This is a genomic window from Bacillus sp. CZDM1, from assembly GCF_055502545.1.
Genome location: NZ_JBUESO010000007.1, coordinates 25873 through 45239 on the forward strand (window position 1 = coordinate 25873; position 19367 = coordinate 45239).

Here is a 19367-nt window from a genome sequence, read left to right on the forward strand (position 1 = left end):
AACACAGCCTTTTTGAAAAAAACAAAAACCGTAAATTGACTGATAATAAGCAAAAAGTGCAATATCCCCTTGCTAAATGAAATTAATCGCGTAAAACGTGATTGTTCTGACAATTCCCTCAAAGTTATTGATATAAGCTTGTTCGCTACGTCCTCCGTTTCCCTATAAGGTAGAGGTAAGAGAAAAGCACGCTTTCTGAAAGGGATTATCCTTGGAAAGCTTCAAACAGTTAGCCAGCCAATATGAGCCACCGTTCTTGGGGGCTTAAGTATCAAAGAAATTGCCGATAAGGACAAGGGATCTATTTCTGCTGTTAAACTTTGGCGTAAAGGAGCACGCGACAAATTGAAGGTTGTCAAAGAGACTCAACGTTAGAAATCTTCAAAGTTAAAGGTGCCTTCCATTTAGATAGGAAAGGCACCTTTAAATGATGGAGACGAGCCAGTAGCAATGGAGGAAAAATATCAAGGTATAGAAGCTAGAGGCAAAGACTGTGAGCCCCTTTGTAATGGGGGTGCTTGGTACTTTTTTTAAAAAAATAAACAAGTAAAGGCACAGCGAAAATGTCAATTTGGTAATCAAAAACAATGCCGGATCTGCTTCATAAATTCTGCTCATTAAGGGGTTCATTTCTTCTATAAATGAATTTCCCAACCCAAAGAATGTAATGAAGGCATCAAAAATATTTAAGAGCGACAAATAATGAAAGAGAAAAACCACCTTTTACCATCACCTCAAGACGTTCCTAATATCGAACATCTTATAATTTTCCTTTTGGATGGTGTGATATCCTGCCTTTTCGAACGATAATCGTTAGACAATTTCCCCTATAATCCCCTTAATATCAACTTGCAATTGTTTTATGAAGGGGACATTTACGTTTAAGATTAGCGGTATCAAACGAATGGAGTCGAAGAGGATAAAGAATACTCGAAAAAGGGGAAGGCAGGAAAAGTGAAAAGGCTTGGTACGAAGGTAGTGACTTGCTTTTCTTTATGAATAGGAGATTTAACATACATTTAAAAGGAAAGGCTCAGAATCCAATATTCTGAGCCTCTTTCACGTCCAAATTACGTATGAGAAACAATAAGTTCTGCATTTCCCTCAAGTTCAAATTCCCCAAATCCAACTGGAAGAATAAAGTGAGTTCCTTTTTTCAAGGGATAAGTTTCACCGGCATGAAGTAGTGCTCCATCACCGTTAATTACACTTGCGAGCAGGTAGTGACCATCAGCAGAAAAAGTTGCTTTGCCAGCAACTGTCCATTTGTAGACAGAGAAGAATTCTGATTCTACAAATGTTGTTACCGATGCATGTTCACGTTCCTCCACTTTAGGAGTGACACCTGTTTCTTGATGAGGAACCGTGGTCACTTCAATCGCTTTTTCCAAATGAAGCCCACGTAAATTCCCTTCGGCATCCCTGCGGTCATAATCATAAACCCTGTAGGTGGTGTCAGAGCTTTGCTGTGTTTCTAGCACAAGCGTTCCTTCACATAAAGCGTGAATGGTCCCACTAGGAACATAGAAAAAGTCGCCAGGTTTAATTTTTACCCTGCGCAAGAGCTCGTTCCACTTGCCTTCGTTGATTCGTTTGACCAATTCCTCTTTCGTTTTAGCGTTGTGACCGAAGATCATATCCGCTCCCTCTTTACAATCAAGGATGTACCAACATTCAGTTTTTCCTAGATCCCCATTTTCATGAACTTTTGCATATTCATCCTCCGGATGTACCTGAACAGATAAATCAGCATTTGCGTCAAGAATTTTGGTTAGAAGCGGGAAAACCTCATCATTCGGATTTCCAAATAACTCAGGTTGTTTTTTATAAAGCTCATCCAACGACATCCCTGCATATGGTCCATTTTCAATGACCGACGGACCATTAGGATGAGCAGAAATAGCCCAGCATTCACCGGTTTGATCTGTTGGAATGTCATAACCAAATTGAGCTTCTAGGGCAGTTCCACCCCAAATTCGTTCTTTAAAAACTGGTTTTAAAAATAATGGCTGCTGCAAAATGATAACCTCCACTTAAATTAGTTATTCTCTTGAAGTGCTTGCTTCGCTAACATCAGCGACCCTGTAATCCCAGCGTGATTGCCCAATCCAGGACTGACAATATAGTGTGACAATTCAGGTAAGAAAACATATTCGGCAACGCTTGGGTCTGCTCCATTTCCAGTTCCGATTGTTATGTAAAAACAGCTATCGAGTCCCTTGCTGCCCCATGGGTTACCTCACCTAGTAGTGCAGTTGCATTCACATCAGTATTGAAACCAATCGGTACCCCGAATATTTACATTCTAAGCACATTAATCAATTATACTAAAAAACACACTGATTAATAAAAATTTGTGCATAAAATCGGTAAAAAAAAGGAAAACCGTCCTGCACGTTTCCCTTTTCGACCATTAATTCAACTAATGAATTGAACTGTCCGCCTGAGGTGGACACTGTCCACGAGTGGTGACAGGCACCACTTCCATTAAACGACTCCTCTTACATGATTGGAATTTGCTCTTTTTAGTAAAAAGCCGCCATCGAAATGTGTTGGTTCATACGATATCATGAAGGCCTTTGGGGCAAACGTCAGCACCTGTTTTCTTAGCTTTTGCTCATTGTTTCGCTTCGTTAAAACTTTCATGGCTAACCGTTTCCCGTCTTTTCCGTCAGCCAGCCACGAGGTTACTCCATACCCTTCCTCCCTAATTTTATCAGGCAGGTTAAAGTCCACAGAGTCGACAATTACCTCCAAAACTGTGTAACCAAGTGCCAAATAGGATTCAATTTTACTTCCGATATAAACCCCGAGCCCCCAGCCAATACAATAAGCAGCAATATTAAGCGGTTTATCAAGATTATCGAGAACAATCGTCAAACCCATCAAATAAACAAATACTTCCCCCATTGATAGAAATGAAGCAAGTACCTTGAAGCCTTTAATGACAAGAATGACACGCAGAGTAAACAATGAAACATAGACAATATTAATCCCAATAATAACAAGAATAATCGATGGCATAACTCCGCCTCCAAAAATGGCAATCTTCTTTAAAACATAAGAGAGTCAATATCTCTAGGGTATTGGGTGATGGAATAGCTTCCGTTTTTGGTTAAAATGACCGTATCGGAATGCCGGTACCCCCCTAGACCTGGAACATAAACCCCCGGTTCAATCGTATAGACCATCCCTTCTTGTAAAACCAACTCATTATCAAAACGCAGGTACGGTTCTTCGTGCTCAGACAATCCCAACCCATGCCCGACCCGATGATTTACATATTCACCGTAACCAGCCTTTTTAAAAACTTCATAGGAAGCTAGGTCCACTTCACTCGCTGTGATACCTGGCCGAATCAAATCCATCGCAACCCTCTGTGCCTCAATGGCTAACTTTAAAAGATCCTTTTGTTTTTCAGAAGGCTGGCCGATAAAAAATGTCCGTTCATTTTCAGCGCGGTAGCCATTGAACCATACTTGGCGGCTATGGATGACCACGTCTCCATCTGCAAATTTTCTCGTACTTGAATACAGATGCGGCATTTCACTTCTTCTTACCCCTGAACACGTCCAGTTTTCATAGCCGATTAACTCCTCTGCATAGTCCTTTGAGGCAAGCTCCAGCAATAAACGATCACCATAAGAGTCAAATTCTAACTCGCTGATTCCTGCCCTTGCATGTTTTAGAGATTCTTCAATGGCATAATCGGAAAGCTTGCCGGCAACTTTGAGTCTTTCAATTTCAAACTCATCTTTAATCGCCCGCATATTCACAACCTTTTCACCAATATCCACTAACTTAAATCCAAATTCCTCCAGGTACAGATACACACTTGAAGGCAGAACCCCTGTTTCAACCCCAAGCCTCGTGCCAGAAGGGTATTTCTTTACTATTTTTGATAAATGGTCAAGATACGAAACCTCTCGATGTCTCCTATCAATTTGCTCATAATAGACATATAGTTTATCTACATTGGCTTTTTCAGCAGCATGAACCTCTTCTAGTCCAGGAACAATGAGTTCCGTTTGTCCGTGGCTGATCAGTGTAACAATCGGGCGAGAGTATGTGATCGCACGAAAACCACTAAGATAATATTGATTGTCCGGCTCCCAAATCAAGCTTAACTCAATTTGTTTTTCAGACATAAAGCTTCGAAAAGTCTCAAGTCTATTTTTTATATTCAACAGAAAAACCTCCTTATTTTTAAGGCTCTTTTCTCAAACATTGTTGCAATTAGAAGATTGATTGTGCCTTTTTTTCATTGGGAATCGACTTAACTTATGAGAAAAGAGCCTGCAAACTTAATTCTAAAGCTCAAAATAGCTTATTCCACGTTAAAATCGGCTTTTAGATTTTAACAACACTCTTCACGAAAACAGCCTTTCCTTAAAAGCAGAGAAAAGTCCCCTGAAAAAAACCCTAGAGTTTTACAGAGGACATTTTAAAACCTATCATTCAATTACTCTATTAAACAAAGTCTCGCGGGATCTCAGAATTCCACTTTTTCGTAAAAACCTGTTTCTGACCTTCAAACGCTGTAAGTTCATTTGTTATAAAAAATCGCTCCGCATCCGCCTTCATTGTACTGACACTCTCGAGACGGGTCTGCCACTCGCCGCGTCCTACATCCAACGTCCACTCACAGCAAACCTCTGCGGATAAAGGATCACCCTCAGAAATCGTATACGTATTGCGGTTGGTGCTCCCGTACTCAACCCCATTGCCCAAAAGACGACGTGCTCCTTCATCAGAAAAGTCTTCAAGCACCCATACACCGTTAATAAGATCGTGGTGAACCTTGCGGGTACGGCTTTCTTCCCGTAAAATCTCCCGTTCTGCCACCCGTGCAGTCTCTGGTGCTCCGAATGCCGGAAGTTCATGATCCCTCTCTTGCGGTGGACGAACTGGCAGAGTAAGGCGGGTTTGCTCGCTGCTGAATACCTTTAACGTGGCAGGTTCAGGCGACGGCCACGCATGCGGCCAGTAGTTTGGCGACATTGCAACCTGCCAGCGGTGTCCAGCTGGAAGTACATGACCAATCGCATTGAGACGAACATTAATCGTGTAACGTTCTCCAGGTACTAAAGGAGTTGGAAACTCATGGCTCTCCCGATGGGATAGATTAAGCATTCCCCAACTGACCAAGGTTGCTGCCCCATCCGGAGCAACATCGCATAGGCGTACTGCAAGCAGAGCGTTCGGCTTATCTGACGCTAGGTCAACCGTAATCTCCGGAAAGCCGAGAATTTCCATTGGTGATTCGAGTGGTTCCGATGTAAAGCATACAGATTGCCCATTTTCTAGGCGCTGATCGGATGCTAAATCGCCAGGCTGCCCAAAAGGACACCAAACACCCGCATAAAGCCCATGCGTCTGTACGCTTGGTACGATCGTTTCCTCTTCACCTGCAGGAGTTTCAAGTAATTGCTGCCCTTTTAACCAAAATTCTGCCGGAGCAATATTCGGTGACGGCCATTCACCTTCTGCCACCCAGCGTCCAGGGCGTTCTATGTAATCGGCCTTTGGCGGGACATGATCCTGCATCCATGCACGGAGCATCGGTTCCTCCATAATCCCAGTATCGATGCCTTTTAGCCACTGATCCCACCAGCGTAAGCATTCCTGAAGGAAGCCAATTGCCGGCCCTGGCACTGCGACCTCTGGATACTCGTGGGCCCACGGTCCAATTAAGCCTTTGCGCGGACCCGGCAGCCCCTCAAGCAGTCTGAGGATCGCATTGGTATAGCCATCTGCCCAGCCGCCGACTGCAAAAACGGGAATATTGATGTCAGTGTAGTTTTCACATACCGACCCGTGTTTCCAATAGTCATCGCGGCGTTGGTGCTTCACCCATTCCTCGACAAATGGCGGGGTACTCTCAAGCCGTTCCAGCCAAGTGGAGCGCCACTGCTCACCGACAACATCAGGGTCAGCCGGCCGGCCATTATAGACAAGCATCGTTGACGCCCACCACTGCATATCAGAGGCTAGAAGACAGCCGCCCATGTAATGGACGTCATCCGCGTAGCGGTCATCCGTAGAACAAAGAGTGATGATCGCCTTTAAAGCAGGGTGACGGCGGGAAGCCACCTGCAGTCCATTAAAGCCGCCCCAAGACTTGCCAATCATTCCAACAGAACCTGTGGACCATGGCTGTGACTCAATCCAAGTCAACACTTCTAACGCATCATCCTGCTCCTGTGGCAAATACTCATCGTACAGAATCCCATCTGAATCGCCAGAGCCGCGGATATCCACACGGATACTGGCATATCCATGACCTGCAAAATAAGGATGACGGATGGAATCTCTTAAGGCAGTAAAGTCATTTTTACGGTAAGGTAGATATTCTAGAATGGCGGGCACGGGATTCTGCTCTGCGTCCTCCGGGAGCCAAATTCGCGCTGCAAGCCTGGTCCCATCTGACATCGGAATCCAAACATGCTCGATCTCACGAACCTTCCGTGGAAATTCAGTCTTAATCGAAAGTTGTGAATCACGTACATTAAAAACCATGGTATTACCTCCAAACTATTGTAACACTCTTTAAATTAGCTTGTATCATCCGGCCTTTTCTTCTAAGTCCGTTTCCGTTTCTGAGACCTTCTTGTGGTCTTGCTTCAACCATCTCAACAGTGACACTGTTAATAAGATATAGATGATAATTACCGGTACTGACACGATAACCGATGAGGTTTGAATGACATTTAATCCGCCAATCATGAGTAAGGCAATTGCCATTACCGCTAAAATGGCTCCCCATAACAGTCTGTGCCAGCGGGCAGGCTCTTGCCCATCCTTTAACTCCTTGGTCGCAATGGCAGATAGAATATAAGTCGCAGAATCCAAGGATGTTGCTAGGAAAATAAAGCCTAAAATCACAAAGAAGATCAATACAACCGTGCTAATCGGAAGCGTTCTCAATACTTCGACCACAACAGCTGGACCACCCTTGGCATCTAGTATTTGTGTAATTGGCAGAATATCATTTAATTGCAGATGCATAGAATAACCGCCAAAGACAGCAAAATAGAGCCAGCTTCCTAATGAACCCCATAAAAGAACGGAGCTGATCAATTCTCGAATCGTTCTGCCTTTTGAAATACGAGCAACGAATAACCCCATAAATGGAGCTGTCGCTGCAAACCAAGCCCAATAGAACACGGTCCATGCCTGCGGGAAGCCGCCTTTATTAATCGGATCCGTATAGAAGCTCATTTGGACAATATTTTGAAGCATTAAGCCGAAACTGTTTGTAAAATAGGATAATATGAAGATCGTTGGACCTGCAATCAGAACAAATAAAGCAAGTGCTAATGCAAGGTAAACGTTGATATCGCTCAGTTTTCGAATACCTTTATAAAGTCCCAGATAAGCACTGGAACAGTAAATCACTGTCCAGATTAAGATGATGATGATGCTTAAACCAAGTGATTGTTCCATCCCTAAAATTTCACCTATGACAGCAGAAATCATCGGAACACCTAAGCCTAAAGAAGTACCAAGTCCTCCGACCAAGCTCCAAATCACGAGGATATCAATGATTTTTCCAACCCAGCCATCCGCATGTTTCCCAAGTACTCCGCGGCAGGCTGTACTGATTTTTAACGAATGTTGTTTTTTAACAAAGAAGGAATAAGCAATCGTAACTGTTGGCAAGGCGTAAAGCGACCATGCCGATATCCCCCAATGGAACAATCCGTATGTAACTGCCCATTCTGCTGCTTCATTAGAATTCGCCTCAATACCAAATGGCGGACCCATATAATAGTAGATTGGCTCCATAATGGACCAGAACATGATACTGGTTCCCATCCCGGCACAAAACAGCATGGCTCCCCAACTAAAGGAAGAAAACTCAGGTTTCCCCTCACCCAGTTTAATTTTTCCATGGCGGCCGAAAATCAGCCAAATCAAGACGATGAATAAACCTACCGTTAATAATTGAAAAGCCCAATCCAATTTAAAGGTGATGTCTGACATCAAGCTGCTTAACACCGGCTCTGCCGTTTCACGGTTAACAACTAACAATAATGTGGCTGCTACAATCACCATTAATGAAGACCAAAAAACGACCGGATCAATTTTTACCTTATCCAATTCCCTCAACCCCTTTTTATAAAAAATATTTTCCAACCTTCCCCTTTTCGTGATATGATTGATTTACTAATCATGATTATTTTATAACTATGGTTATATTACCATAGCGGTTATTTTCTGACAATATAAATTTTCTAAAAATTCACTACTTTAAAAAATCTTATTGGTGAGGAGATTGAAATGAAAAAAAAGGAAATCCAAATGAGCCGGATGTGGAAGTATTTTGTTGATGCAACCGCTGAAATTATCGAAGAAGAAGGCATTGATAAGGTTACAATCAGGAAAGTAGCGGACCGGGCAGGCTATAATAGCGCCACGATTTATAACTATTTCACCGAACTTTCCCATTTAATCTTTTTTGCTTCGATGAAGTTTTTGAAAGCATATACAGATGAAGTCGCTGCCTATATGGAGGAGGGAAAAAGTCCAATTGAACAATATCTTTTGGCCTGGGAATGTTTTTGTAAGCATTCCTTCAAATCACCGCAAATCTTCCATGCGATTTTTATTATGGATTTAGGTGAACACCCGGAAGATTTATTAGCAGAATACTATAAGCTTTATCCAAATGATTTAATTAACATCCCGGAAGGATTAAAACCGATTCTCTTTGAGCGAAATATGAACAAGCGCGGCCTGACCTTATTACTGGCAGCAGCAGTCGAAGGCAATATAAAAGAAGAAAATATCGATGCCATCAATGAACTAACCATCCTCATTTGGCAAGGAATGCTATCAAACATCCTAAATAACCGGACACACCTTGACATCGAAGCCGCCGAAAAAATAACCATGAACTATATAAACGAAATCGTCCGAAATCAACACCTATTTCACTTTCAAAAATCGATTCAATAATGTAATTTCATATAAAAAAGGGTCAACTTCAAATTTTTTTGGGTGACCCTTTTTCTGTGAAGAAAGCTTTTTCATGCATGGGTTGGGAGGCGCTGCTCATGCATGTTTTTATTCCATTTCACATCCGTCTGGCTTCCTTGTCAAACAAGCTATACATAACCGGTATAACAAACAATGTAAGCAGTGTACTGCTAATCATTCCTCCGATGACGGTTATGCCCATGGGCTGGTTGATTTCTGTGCCTTCTCCAATTCCGAGGGCGAGCGGGATGAGTCCTAGGATGGTAGTAAGGGATGTCATAAAGATTGGTCTTGCCCGGTCTTTTACAGATTCTACAATGGCGTCATAGGAGACCATTCCGCCTTCTTTTTTCTGATTGATAAAGTCGACGATGACGATGGCATTGTTAACGACAATACCAGCGAGTACAATGACCCCAATGATGACAGTCAGACTAATCGGACTCATCGTGCTGGTCAAGGCGAGTGCCACTCCTATCACCATTAACGGTACACTAAACATTATTACAAACGGATATTTTAAAGATTCAAATTGTGCAGCCATGACGAGATAGATAAACACAACCGCAAGAACTAGAGCGAGAATCAACTCATCGATGGATGAATCAAGCAATTCTTTCTCCCCGCTAAAAACAATCTCTGACTCTTCTGGAAGGTTAAGAGAGTCAATCTCCTGCTCGACCTTCTTTGAAATGGCACCTAAATTAGTGATTGTTTTGTATTTCAAGGTAAACTGCACCGCACCCTGCTGGTTGATTCTTTGAATATCAACGGGTCCGCTTTTCACTTCAATCTTTGAAACCTCACCCAACGTCACATATCCTCCATTTGGTTTTTTCACAAGGAGACCTTTGAGGTGTTCCAGATTACTCGTAATCTTCCGGTCGTACTGAACAAATATACTGTGAATCTCACCCGTGTCCGAAATCATCTGCGCTGCCCTCGAACCACGGGTTACATTATTTACAATCATCGCAATCTGAGCAGGGAGTAATCCATGTCTCAATGCTGCTTCACGGTCAACACTTATCTGAACTTCATCCACTCTTTTCATCAAATCCGTGGTTAATTCATTGACTTCTTTTAAGTTTTTCAACTCATGATAAATCGTGTCTACAGACTTGGTTAGTCGCTTTGGATTGGTATCTCTGACACTAAAAGAGAGTGTATGTGGACTAGATCCCGTTGAGGACTGCATAATAAAGGATAGCTTCGCAGTCTGATTCGCCTCCACAGCCGCCTTCACTAACTTAGCCTTTATATCTTCGCCAAATTGGAAGGTGCTTCGTTCCCGACTTTCCAAGTCCTTCATTTTAATATAAAGCTCCCCCACATTGGCATTCGTTGTACCCCTAAAGGTTCCTTCCTGGGTGGTGCCAATTAAACCTACAAAGGTATCGACCTCTTGCTCATTTTTCAAACGGTCCTCAAGGGCTGCCACAACCTTTTCCGTTTCTGTTAAGGCGGCTCCATTTTCTAGTTTAATCCGAACACTAAAGAATCCCTCATCTGTGCTCGGCAAGAATTGTGTTCCTACTGTAGTCAAGCCAAAAATACTAATACCAAGACAGACGATGGTGATGATGATAACGGCACCGCGGTGCTGTAGTGACCAGCGCACACCTTTATCGATTCTTTTTATCCAGCTGTTTTTATGTCTCTTGTTTAAATAACTCCTTTTTGGTGCTTTTAGCAGCCTGCTTGCAAGCATCGGCACCACTGTCAATGCCACCACAAGCGATGCGAATAAACTAAAAGAAATCGTCAGTGCGAATTCAGTAAACATCTCCCCAATCAATCCGGTAATAAAGACCACGGGTATAAAAACGGATACTGTGGTTAAAGTCGAAGCCGTGATGGCCGTTCCCACCTCTTTCGTTCCATCCTTTGCTGCCACAATCGGTTCTTTTCCCATCGAAAGATGACGGTAAATATTTTCAATCACTACAATTGAATTATCGACGAGCATTCCGATTCCGAGCGCAAGCCCGCCTAGAGTCATAATGTTTAAGGTGAAATCTGCAAAATACATGAGAACAAAGGTAACAATAACCGAATAGGGAATCGCAATACCAATGATGAGCGGACTTTTTATATTTTTTAAAAATAAAAACAACACAGCCATTGCCAATGCTCCACCTACGAGAAGCGAAGATGAAATATTTTGGATTGCCATCTGGATGAATTCCCCTTGGTCAAAAAGAATTTCAGATTCAATACCTTTGTACTTTTCTTTTTCCAAGAGCTTGTCCAGCTGTTTAAGAAACTCCTTCGAAACCGCAGCGGTATTGGAATCGGATTGCTGCAGGACACTGAGCAGCACCGATGGTTTTTGATTCATCCTCGTAATCGTATGGTCATCCAGTTTCGTTAATTCAACCGTGCTGATATCATGAAGTTTGATTTTTTCACCCGTTAATGGATTGACACTTATGGTAAGGCCCTTAAGAGTTTCAAGAGATTGAATGGAGCTGATGATTCTGGTTGTAAGCTCCTTCCCTTCTGTTAAAATCGTATCACCCGGCATCGAGATATGATTGGCTTTGATAAGGTCAACAATATCCGATTGACTTAGTTGAAATCTCCTCAGCTTTTCTTGATCAAGTTCAACTCTTACCTCTTGGGCGGATGTGCCTGAAAGGTTAACACTGGCCACACCGGCAACCTTTGTTAGCTCGAGCTTCAATTGCTCCGCAAGCTCCCTTAAAGAGGTTTCATCCTTTTCTGAACGAAGGGACAGCTGAATAATCGGAAACATAGAAGGGTCAAACTTCAAGAACCGAGGCTTGCCAACATCATCAGAAAGCGGCGTCATATCAAGGCGTTGAAGAACTTCATTTTGAATTTCATCGATATCCGTCGCCCAGGAAAATTGCATTAATATGAAATTTGCACCTTCCTGAGAGGTGGAGGTCATGGTTTTAATCCCAGGCAGTGTAGCAAGGTTCTCTTCTAAAGGCTTCGTTACCTTCTCGACCACTTCCTCAGGACTAGCACCAGGATACGTCGTAACGACAACTCCTACCGGGGGATTAATCTCCGGAATCAGCTTCATCGGAATCTTCATAAGCGAAACCCCGCCCAAAATCAAAACAAGAAACATCGTTACCAGAGTAAAAATCGGCCGCCTAATCGAAAAATCACTAATCCACATCCAAACGCCCCCTCCACCAAGAAAAAAATCATCTATACCTATCATTATTTTCCAACCTTAGTAAAATAAACATTATTCGCATTATTCGGTGCCTGTCACCATTAAAATACAAATGTCCTCCTGGAGTGGACACTTAGCTATCTGTACTAGTTTTCTACGCACAAAAATAAAGAGAAGTGCAGGTTGCACTTCTCTTTGGCTGCGCCTGTTTCAACAGGCTGATTACAGTTTCCATTTTGGAAATTCTTTTACCTTTTGTTTTTCATACTCTGTCATTCTTGAGTACGAGTGTGAAAGTTTTGAAAGGATGTACCCCTGAGGGCTGGCGGTTTCTTCCTGATCATTAACCTCTTGCAGTTTAATATTGGTAAACATAATGGCTATTTGAGCTAAACTCTCGATTGTGTCCATCAATTCAGGGTTGTCATTGTAATTTTTCTTAGCAATTGCATAAACAGTATCCAACCGGCTCCTTATGTGCTTTAGCGTTTCTGCGTCAAATTGGTCTTTTTTCATTACATTTCACCCCTTATTACTAAAGCATATGGAACTTTGGAGTATATGGAACGTAATAAAATAAATAAATATAGGCAGGAATAAACTGGTTCCCATAGAAAATTCCTATTTTAAAACCAAAAAGGCATTTTCTCAAAGATATCAGAGAAAACACCACTGGCGGTGCCTGTCACCATTTATGCAGAATCTTTCATTTATGCAGTCATATCGGCCATTTTATTCAGATGTATGAAACTTACTGGCAACGGTCAAGCTTGTTAGATGGGAGGCTTGATGATGCGGAGTTTGTTTATTTTGGTTTGGTGCGGTGCGATTTTGACTTTTACTTGTACGGTAAGTTTTCATGATTTAATTCATTTTGGAGTAGTGCGGTTTCAATGGGATGTAAATCCACCATATTTAGAGTTCTTTTTACCCTTCCCCTCTGACGTTAGCAGGGACTTATTCTTACAAAAACTGGGTCATATTTTAGCCTTTCAATTTCTTACAATCCTGCTTTTAATGAAATACAAATCTAAGTTTCTCATCCTACTAGCAGCATCCTCCTTTGCCGCTCTTACTGAATTTCTCCAATTATACTTTCACCGAGGTGGCAGAGTTTTTGATATTGGCTTTGATTTAATTGGTATTTTGATTACATTAGCGATGGCTAGTCTCTTCACTTTAAGTCAATCAAGCACGATTTCGGTGAAAAGTTAAAAGGTAATAAACCAGTTTCCTCACCTTTTCCCTTGAATTCCCTCTAGACTTAGGTAAAAATAAATAGATTAAGATATACAATGAGGTGGAACTAGTGGAGTGGAAAATTAACAAAGTTCAAAAGGATCAAGTAGATAGATTTGAAATTGTACAGGAAGACGTAACCCTTCCAAATCATACAGATATGCATTTTTCCTTTGTCAATTTTGCAAAAGGAGTTTGTATCCTTCCGATTACAGAAGATGGAAAGGTTATTTGTATTCGGCAATATCGCCATGCTGTGAAGGAATGGCAATGGGAATTACCTGCAGGTGCTATTGATCCGGAAGATAATGAACCACTATCCGCAGCTAAAAGGGAATTAGAAGAAGAAATAGGCTGCCAAGCAAAAGACTGGATAGACTTAGGCAGTGTTTATCCCTCCCCCGGGTCCACAAGTGAACAAATATTCCTGTTTGCTGCTACTGACCTGATAAAAACAGAGCAACAGCTAGAGGCGACCGAGCAAATAGACTTACATACAATTGAAATGAACGAGTTACACCAGCTAATTAATTCCGGGGAATTCAAACACGGAGCAGGACTCGCAGCCATCCTTAGATATCTAATAAAAAATGAAGGCTAGTAGAAAGAGGGTTTTCGGCACAGCATGTGCCAAAACCCTTTTTTCTATTAAAGCCTTGCATCAACTGTCCGCCTTAGGTGGACAGTGTCCACGAGTGGTGAAAACCTTTTAGGTGTCACCTTGGTGACAGGTACCTTCAACGGCACTAACCTCGTCGGCCCCCATCTATTCTACAACGGTGATGATTAAATCATGTATCAGCCAAACATTGGCGTCGTACCTGATGACTGTGTAGGTGTTTTCGAAGTTTTTGATTTCTTCTCTTCCTTCGCTTCCATAATGAATGGAATAGGTCTCTTGGACGGTGACTTCGTAGGTATCTTCTCCTGATTTAACCGGGGTTCCAATTTGGTATTGGATGATTTGCTCGGTAATTTGTCTTTCGTCATGTCTAACACATAATCGATTTGCTCCTCGTACAACTGGCTTTCAGGATCGAGCAGATGTGAAATATAGACGAATGCTCCATCATTAACTGCCTTTTCAAAGTTCACAAGATACTCTTCCATCAGAAAGATTACAGCATTCTGATCAGCAGCCTCATCTACCACTTGTTTGGTCCCCTTGAGGAAAAGGTCCTCCTGGTGCTTGCCCTCCACCCCTAGGAGCTTCAATCACAGGAATCTTTGTAGGGTCTTCCACCTTTGGTTGATCATTAGAATTGTTAACCACAGGCGAAGCAGGTCCACTTCCAACTCCTGACACATTCTCCTCCTCATTATCACTGCATCCAGCTAAAAGTAGGAATAATAGTATGAGAAAAATGATATGGAAGAAATTTTTCATGTAATCCACCCCAATTTTATCAATAAATAGCCGCCCACAAAGAAGTAATGCTCCTTCATCATTTATTCTATTCAGCGGACAAAACCAACTATTCTGCATTTCGGAGGAAGAAGAAGGAACTTTACTGTCCGCCTCAGGTGGAAAGTGTCCACGAGCGGTGACAGGCACCCAGAAGGCACCCAGAAAGGCACCCACAAAGGTAACAGAAAATATTTTATTTATTCTAACTTTGCTGTATTATAGTAATATTAAATTTGAACGTTTTGAGGAGGATATAGTATGAGGTTGTCTGGTGAGGAGTTAGAGGTTCTATCGATTCTCGAAGAGAATCATCGAATTCCTGTGGAAGATATTGCTTTGATGGTAAATTCGAGTGTGGAGGATGTTACGGCGGTCATTAAGAAGTTAGAGGATGAAAAGATAATTGTGAGTTATCCTGCTTTGATTGATTGGAGTAAGGTGGCTGACAAGGAAAATATTGTAGCGATGATTGATGTAAAGGTGACACCGAAACGCGGGGTTGGTTTTGACGATGTTGCGGAAAGAATTTATCGTTTTCCTGAGGTGACTTCTCTTTATCTCATGTCCGGGGCCTATGATTTATCGATTACCATTGAAGGAAAAACCATGAGTGAAATCGCTAGCTTTGTTTCGGAAAAGCTGTCAACGATAGATAATGTTATTTCTACCACCACTCATTTTATGTTAAAAAAATACAAGCATGATGGTGTCATCTTTGGCGAAAGCAATGACAAAGACCACCGGATGGTGGTTTCACCATGATGAAAGAACATCAACACTATTTATCGGAAATGGTGAAAGAACTCAAACCATCTGGAATACGGAAGTTTTTTGACCTGGCAGCCTCCATCAAGGGAGTCATATCTTTGGGTGTTGGCGAGCCGGACTTTATCACCCCGTGGAGCATTCGCGAAGCAGCCATTCTCTCTTTAGAAGAAGGCTATACTTCCTATACGGCCAATCCCGGTTTATTAGAACTAAGACAGGAAATCTCATCCTACTTATATAGGCGGTTTGGTGTGCAGTATAACCCTATCGACCAAGTCATCGTGACTGTCGGTGCAAGCCAGGCGATTGACCTAACCTTTCGTGCAATATTAAATCCGGGAGACGAAGTATTAATTATTGAACCTGCTTTCGTTTCTTATGCACCATTAGTCACCCTGGCAGGAGGAAAACCAATTCCCGTCTCAACTCACCCAAGTAATGGCTTTAAGCTGACACCGGAACAAATTGAAAATGCGATTACCAGTCGAACGAAAGCAATCTTGTTGTGTTCACCTAATAATCCGACCGGAACCTCTTTAAACAAAGAGGAACTAACAAAGCTAGCTGCTGTGATTGAAAAACACGACCTGCTTGTTGTTTCCGATGAAATCTATGCAGAATTAACCTATGATGAAGAATATACGAGCTTTGCCTCTATAGAAGGTATGTATGAACGGACCATTTTAATCAACGGCTTCTCCAAAGGATTTGCGATGACAGGCTGGCGACTAGGTTTCTTAGCTGCCCCAAAGTCATTCACAGAACAAATGGTGAAAATTTTACAATATACCACCATGTGTGCACCGATTATGCTGCAGTACGGTGCAATTGAGGCGTTACGAAATACGTATCACGAAGTGGAAAGCATGAGAAGAAGTTACCGTAGAAGACGGAATTACATTGTCCAATCGTTAAACAAAATTGGGTTGGACTGTCACACTCCAGGCGGTGCCTTTTACGTCTTCCCTTCTATTAAAAGTACCGGCATGACCTCTGAACAATTTGCAGAAGAGCTTTTGCTCGCTGAAAAAGTAGCCGTTGTACCAGGAAGCGCCTTTGGCGAGAGCGGTGAGGGCTATATAAGATGCTCCTATGCCACTTCTTTGGAACAGCTTCAAGAAGCGGTAAAGCGCATCGAACGGTTTATGAACTCTTTGGAACTGAAGGAAAATCGTGCCGAAGAGCAATATTCTAATAACTAAACAAAAGTAAAGGCGTCAACCCTTATTCAACAAAAGGGCTTGACGTTTTTTGTTTGTAATTGGAGAGTTTTGTTAGTGTCTAGAAAACCACATTTATGATAAGATTATTTAGATTTATTTCAATTGAAAAATCTCTACCCCATATATCTAGAAAAGAGGATAGAAATGAACCAGCAAGATAATTCCCGCTCTATTGTCTTACCGCTCACCATTTCGATTATTGCGATATCGTTTTCCGCCATCTTTGTAAAATGGTCCGATGCACCTGCTTCGATTTTAAGTATGTACCGCATGATGTTTGCAAGTTTATTAATGCTTCCGATCGTTTGGAAAAACCGTGAAGAATTTAAAAAAATAACAAGCAAAGATTGGGTCTTTTTATTTTTTTCAGGTCTCTTTTTAGCCCTGCATTTTGTTCTTTGGTTCGGTTCGTTAAAATTAACGACCGTTGCAAGCTCAACGATTATCCTTGCGCTACAGCCAATTGTCTCCTTGATTGCCGGTTACTTCCTATTTAAGGAACGCACCACTCCTTCCGCACTGATGACAATGGGAATTGCGATAATTGGGGCGATGATGATTGGCTGGGGTGACTTTGCTTTAAGTCAGGACGCCATCCTAGGGGATATCCTATCCTTTTTAAGCGTTATTGCGGTGGTTGGCTACTTAATGATTGGACAAAGCATTGTCAAAAAAGTATCCCACTGGATTTATAGCTTTTGTGTATTTTTCATTGCGACGATCGTTCTAACAATCTATAACCTAAGTACAAGTGTTGATTTTGGCGGTTATCCAGCCAAGGAATGGGGGATTTTCCTTTTACTTGCCACCGTTCCAACAATCAGCCATATCATCAATAACTGGCTCTTAAACTATGTCAATGCTACCACCATTTCAATGAGTATTTTAGGCGAGCCCGTGGGTGCAACGATTTTAGCAGTCTTGATGCTTGGGGAACACCTTGCCAGCTGGCAAATTGCCGGCGGAATGCTCGTTCTCCTCGGTGTCTTCTTCTTCTTAATGCAGCAGCAAAAAAAGTTTCATATAAAGGGGACCGTTAAAAGCGGTACTTAAAGGGAACCTCCATCCGGGGGTTTTCTGTTTATATACAGGCGGATGCCCGTCGACAATATGGACAAATCAATCTTAACCTTGTATCAAAAAATGACACAAGCGTAATGCTCGAGCACTAGTAAATTTTTGTCACATAGAAAAAGGCCGGCATCAGCTGGGCTTTTTTCTATTCCAGACTTGTAAATATTCTATGGGACTTTTTCCCTATTATCATTCTACCAATTCATGATATGATTATAGCAAATTCAGATAATTAGAGGATACAGTATGAATAAATTAGGTCAAATTACATTAGTGTTAATATCTCTACTTTTTTCTGGCTATCAAACCATTGTGGAGCATGAACGTTTCTTTACAGTAGACTTTCTTATTTTTACAGTGATTGCCTGGCTGGTTGGCTGGCAATATGACCGTGCACGTTTCTTTGGAAAAAAGGCTCGGGCTAGTGAAGAAAGCTATAAACAATTAATAGACTCTTTGCCAAAATCCGTGATCATTCACCAAGATAATAAGGTTATCTATGTAAATAAGGAAGCCGTAACGATGATCGGTGCAAAGGACAAGGAAGAAGTCATAGGAACCTCTATTTTCAATTACCTTTTTCCAGAATATACAGAACGTCTGAACGAACGGATGAAACAAGTAAAAAAGGAAACCAATCCTTTAAACAATATTGAATACAAATTTATTAGATTAGATGGTTCGGTATTTGTCTTTGAAGGCTCCTCCATGTACATAACGTTTGAAGGAAAAGAAGCGGTTCTATCAATTGGAAAAGATATCACGGAAAGAAAAGAACAAACCGAACAACTCCTGCAAAAGTCCGAAAAATTGGCTCTTCTCGGTCAAATGGCTGCAGGCATTGCCCATGAAATCCGTAACCCGCTTACCTCAATTAAAGGGTTCATTCAGCTATTTAAAACCGAGCAGCATCAAAAAGAATATTATGATATTGTGTTATCAGAGCTTGATCGAATCAATGACATCGTGGGCGAATTCCTCGTGCTCGCAAAACCAACTGCTGCTGTTTTTGCTGAAAAAGATATCAAGGAACTAATTAAAGATGTTGTAACCTTAATTAATACACAATCTATTCTAAACAACGTTCAAATTTTCGTAGAATTTGAATGTGATTTGCCTAGGATAAGCTGTGAGGAAAACCAATTAAAGCAGGTCTTATTAAATCTGTTAAAAAATGCGATAGAAGCCATGCCTAGCGGTGGAAACATTGATGTGAAGGTAAAAGTAAAGGAAGAAGGAAAAATCTCTATCCAGATCATTGATCAGGGTATCGGCATTCCAAAAGAACGGATTCCGACACTCGGGGAACCGTTTTATACAACAAAGGAAAAAGGAACGGGCCTCGGTCTAATGACCTGTTATAAAATTATTGAAAGCCATAACGGCGAATTAACGATTGATAGTGAAGTAAATGAAGGAACAATCATCGAAATTATTTTACCAACCATCACGCAGCGAGTCTTTAGCCTAGCTTAAAAATAGAAGAAATCCTCAGCATATGAGGGTTTCTTCTATTTTT

At 41.7% G+C, this 19367-nt stretch carries 16 protein-coding genes and 2 pseudogenes; 7 read left to right on the forward strand and 11 right to left on the reverse strand.

Annotation, left to right across the window (positions count from 1 at the left end; translation table 11 throughout):
- Window positions 1-423 precede the first annotated feature (423 nt).
- From ACY3XC_RS16790 to ACY3XC_RS16820, 7 genes and pseudogenes are all read right to left on the reverse strand, one after another.
- Window positions 424-720, reverse strand: coding sequence for a DUF5658 family protein (locus ACY3XC_RS16790; protein ID WP_464869560.1), 297 nt, complete (start codon window positions 718-720; stop codon window positions 424-426).
- A 350-nt stretch (window positions 721-1070) separates the two neighbouring features.
- Window positions 1071-2018 carry a mannose-6-phosphate isomerase, class I gene (gene manA / locus ACY3XC_RS16795; protein WP_464869561.1) on the reverse strand — a complete coding sequence of 316 codons (948 nt, stop codon included), beginning with the start codon at window positions 2016-2018 and terminating at the stop codon, window positions 1071-1073.
- A gap of 145 nt (window positions 2019-2163) precedes the next feature.
- Window positions 2164-2295: pseudogene (locus ACY3XC_RS16800) on the reverse strand (ROK family protein); the annotation flags it as partial.
- Between the two features lie 192 nt (window positions 2296-2487).
- On the reverse strand, window positions 2488-3024 hold the full coding sequence (locus ACY3XC_RS16805; RefSeq protein ID WP_464869562.1) for a DUF2179 domain-containing protein: 537 nt from the start codon (window positions 3022-3024) through the stop codon (window positions 2488-2490).
- Window positions 3025-3053: 29 nt separating this feature from the next.
- Window positions 3054-4187 (reverse strand): M24 family metallopeptidase, encoded by a 1134-nt coding sequence (locus ACY3XC_RS16810; protein ID WP_464869563.1) that lies wholly within the window; start codon window positions 4185-4187, stop codon window positions 3054-3056.
- A gap of 283 nt (window positions 4188-4470) precedes the next feature.
- A complete protein-coding gene (locus tag ACY3XC_RS16815; protein ID WP_464869564.1) occupies window positions 4471-6519 on the reverse strand; it encodes a CocE/NonD family hydrolase in 2049 nt (682 codons plus the stop codon).
- Window positions 6520-6564: 45 nt separating this feature from the next.
- Window positions 6565-8103 (reverse strand): BCCT family transporter, encoded by a 1539-nt coding sequence (locus ACY3XC_RS16820; protein ID WP_464869565.1) that lies wholly within the window; start codon window positions 8101-8103, stop codon window positions 6565-6567.
- A 180-nt stretch (window positions 8104-8283) separates the two neighbouring features.
- On the opposite strand from ACY3XC_RS16820, the gene ACY3XC_RS16825 reads away from it, so the two are divergent.
- Entirely contained in the window at window positions 8284-8961 is a 678-nt protein-coding gene (locus tag ACY3XC_RS16825; protein ID WP_464869566.1) for a TetR/AcrR family transcriptional regulator, read from the forward strand.
- A 118-nt stretch (window positions 8962-9079) separates the two neighbouring features.
- Here the strand turns inward: ACY3XC_RS16825 and ACY3XC_RS16830 are convergent, their stop codons facing one another.
- Together ACY3XC_RS16830 and ACY3XC_RS16835 are read right to left on the reverse strand one after the other, a co-directional pair.
- Window positions 9080-12136, reverse strand: a complete 3057-nt coding sequence (locus tag ACY3XC_RS16830; RefSeq protein ID WP_464869567.1) for an efflux RND transporter permease subunit — start codon at window positions 12134-12136, stop codon at window positions 9080-9082.
- Between the two features lie 222 nt (window positions 12137-12358).
- Entirely contained in the window at window positions 12359-12652 is a 294-nt protein-coding gene (locus tag ACY3XC_RS16835; protein ID WP_179156660.1) for a hypothetical protein, read from the reverse strand.
- A gap of 273 nt (window positions 12653-12925) precedes the next feature.
- On the opposite strand from ACY3XC_RS16835, the gene ACY3XC_RS16840 reads away from it, so the two are divergent.
- Complete coding sequence (locus ACY3XC_RS16840; protein ID WP_464869568.1) at window positions 12926-13351, forward strand: VanZ family protein; 426 nt, start codon at window positions 12926-12928, stop codon at window positions 13349-13351.
- 94 nt (window positions 13352-13445) lie between these two features.
- Window positions 13446-13976 (forward strand): NUDIX hydrolase, encoded by a 531-nt coding sequence (locus ACY3XC_RS16845; RefSeq protein ID WP_464869569.1) that lies wholly within the window; start codon window positions 13446-13448, stop codon window positions 13974-13976.
- A 165-nt stretch (window positions 13977-14141) separates the two neighbouring features.
- On the opposite strand, the pseudogene ACY3XC_RS16850 reads toward ACY3XC_RS16845, so the two are convergent.
- Window positions 14142-14485, reverse strand: a pseudogene (locus ACY3XC_RS16850) (TcaA NTF2-like domain-containing protein).
- 31 nt (window positions 14486-14516) lie between these two features.
- Window positions 14517-14930, reverse strand: a complete 414-nt coding sequence (locus ACY3XC_RS16855) for a hypothetical protein (protein ID WP_464869570.1) — start codon at window positions 14928-14930, stop codon at window positions 14517-14519.
- Window positions 14931-15041: 111 nt separating this feature from the next.
- On the opposite strand from ACY3XC_RS16855, the gene ACY3XC_RS16860 reads away from it, so the two are divergent.
- The 4 genes from ACY3XC_RS16860 (at window position 15042) to ACY3XC_RS16875 (ending at window position 19324) form a co-directional block, all read left to right on the forward strand.
- Complete coding sequence (locus tag ACY3XC_RS16860) at window positions 15042-15545, forward strand: Lrp/AsnC family transcriptional regulator (protein ID WP_464869571.1); 504 nt, start codon at window positions 15042-15044, stop codon at window positions 15543-15545.
- On the forward strand, window positions 15545-16753 hold the full coding sequence (locus ACY3XC_RS16865; protein WP_464869774.1) for an aminotransferase: 1209 nt from the start codon (window positions 15545-15547) through the stop codon (window positions 16751-16753). Before ACY3XC_RS16860 ends, ACY3XC_RS16865 begins: the two co-directional genes overlap by 1 nt.
- A gap of 165 nt (window positions 16754-16918) precedes the next feature.
- Window positions 16919-17827 carry a DMT family transporter gene (locus ACY3XC_RS16870; RefSeq protein WP_464869572.1) on the forward strand — a complete coding sequence of 303 codons (909 nt, stop codon included), beginning with the start codon at window positions 16919-16921 and terminating at the stop codon, window positions 17825-17827.
- 267 nt (window positions 17828-18094) lie between these two features.
- On the forward strand, window positions 18095-19324 hold the full coding sequence (locus tag ACY3XC_RS16875) for an ATP-binding protein (RefSeq protein ID WP_464869573.1): 1230 nt from the start codon (window positions 18095-18097) through the stop codon (window positions 19322-19324).
- Window positions 19325-19367: the final 43 nt, after the last annotated feature.

What these genes read in the sequence shown, in the direction of transcription:
- ACY3XC_RS16840 (WP_464869568.1), top strand. Translation starts at nt 12,926, where the DNA reads ATGATGCGGAGTTTGTTTATTTTGGTTTGGTGCGGTGCGATTTTGACT.
- ACY3XC_RS16835 (WP_179156660.1), bottom strand. Translation starts at nt 12,652, where the DNA reads ATGAAAAAAGACCAATTTGACGCAGAAACGCTAAAGCACATAAGGAGC.
- ACY3XC_RS16865 (WP_464869774.1), top strand. Translation starts at nt 15,545, where the DNA reads ATGAAAGAACATCAACACTATTTATCGGAAATGGTGAAAGAACTCAAA.
- ACY3XC_RS16860 (WP_464869571.1), top strand. Translation starts at nt 15,042, where the DNA reads ATGAGGTTGTCTGGTGAGGAGTTAGAGGTTCTATCGATTCTCGAAGAG.
- ACY3XC_RS16875 (WP_464869573.1), top strand. Translation starts at nt 18,095, where the DNA reads ATGAATAAATTAGGTCAAATTACATTAGTGTTAATATCTCTACTTTTT.
- ACY3XC_RS16815 (WP_464869564.1), bottom strand. Translation starts at nt 6,519, where the DNA reads ATGGTTTTTAATGTACGTGATTCACAACTTTCGATTAAGACTGAATTT.
- ACY3XC_RS16825 (WP_464869566.1), top strand. Translation starts at nt 8,284, where the DNA reads ATGAAAAAAAAGGAAATCCAAATGAGCCGGATGTGGAAGTATTTTGTT.
- ACY3XC_RS16805 (WP_464869562.1), bottom strand. Translation starts at nt 3,024, where the DNA reads ATGCCATCGATTATTCTTGTTATTATTGGGATTAATATTGTCTATGTT.
- ACY3XC_RS16830 (WP_464869567.1), bottom strand. Translation starts at nt 12,136, where the DNA reads ATGTGGATTAGTGATTTTTCGATTAGGCGGCCGATTTTTACTCTGGTA.
- ACY3XC_RS16870 (WP_464869572.1), top strand. Translation starts at nt 16,919, where the DNA reads ATGAACCAGCAAGATAATTCCCGCTCTATTGTCTTACCGCTCACCATT.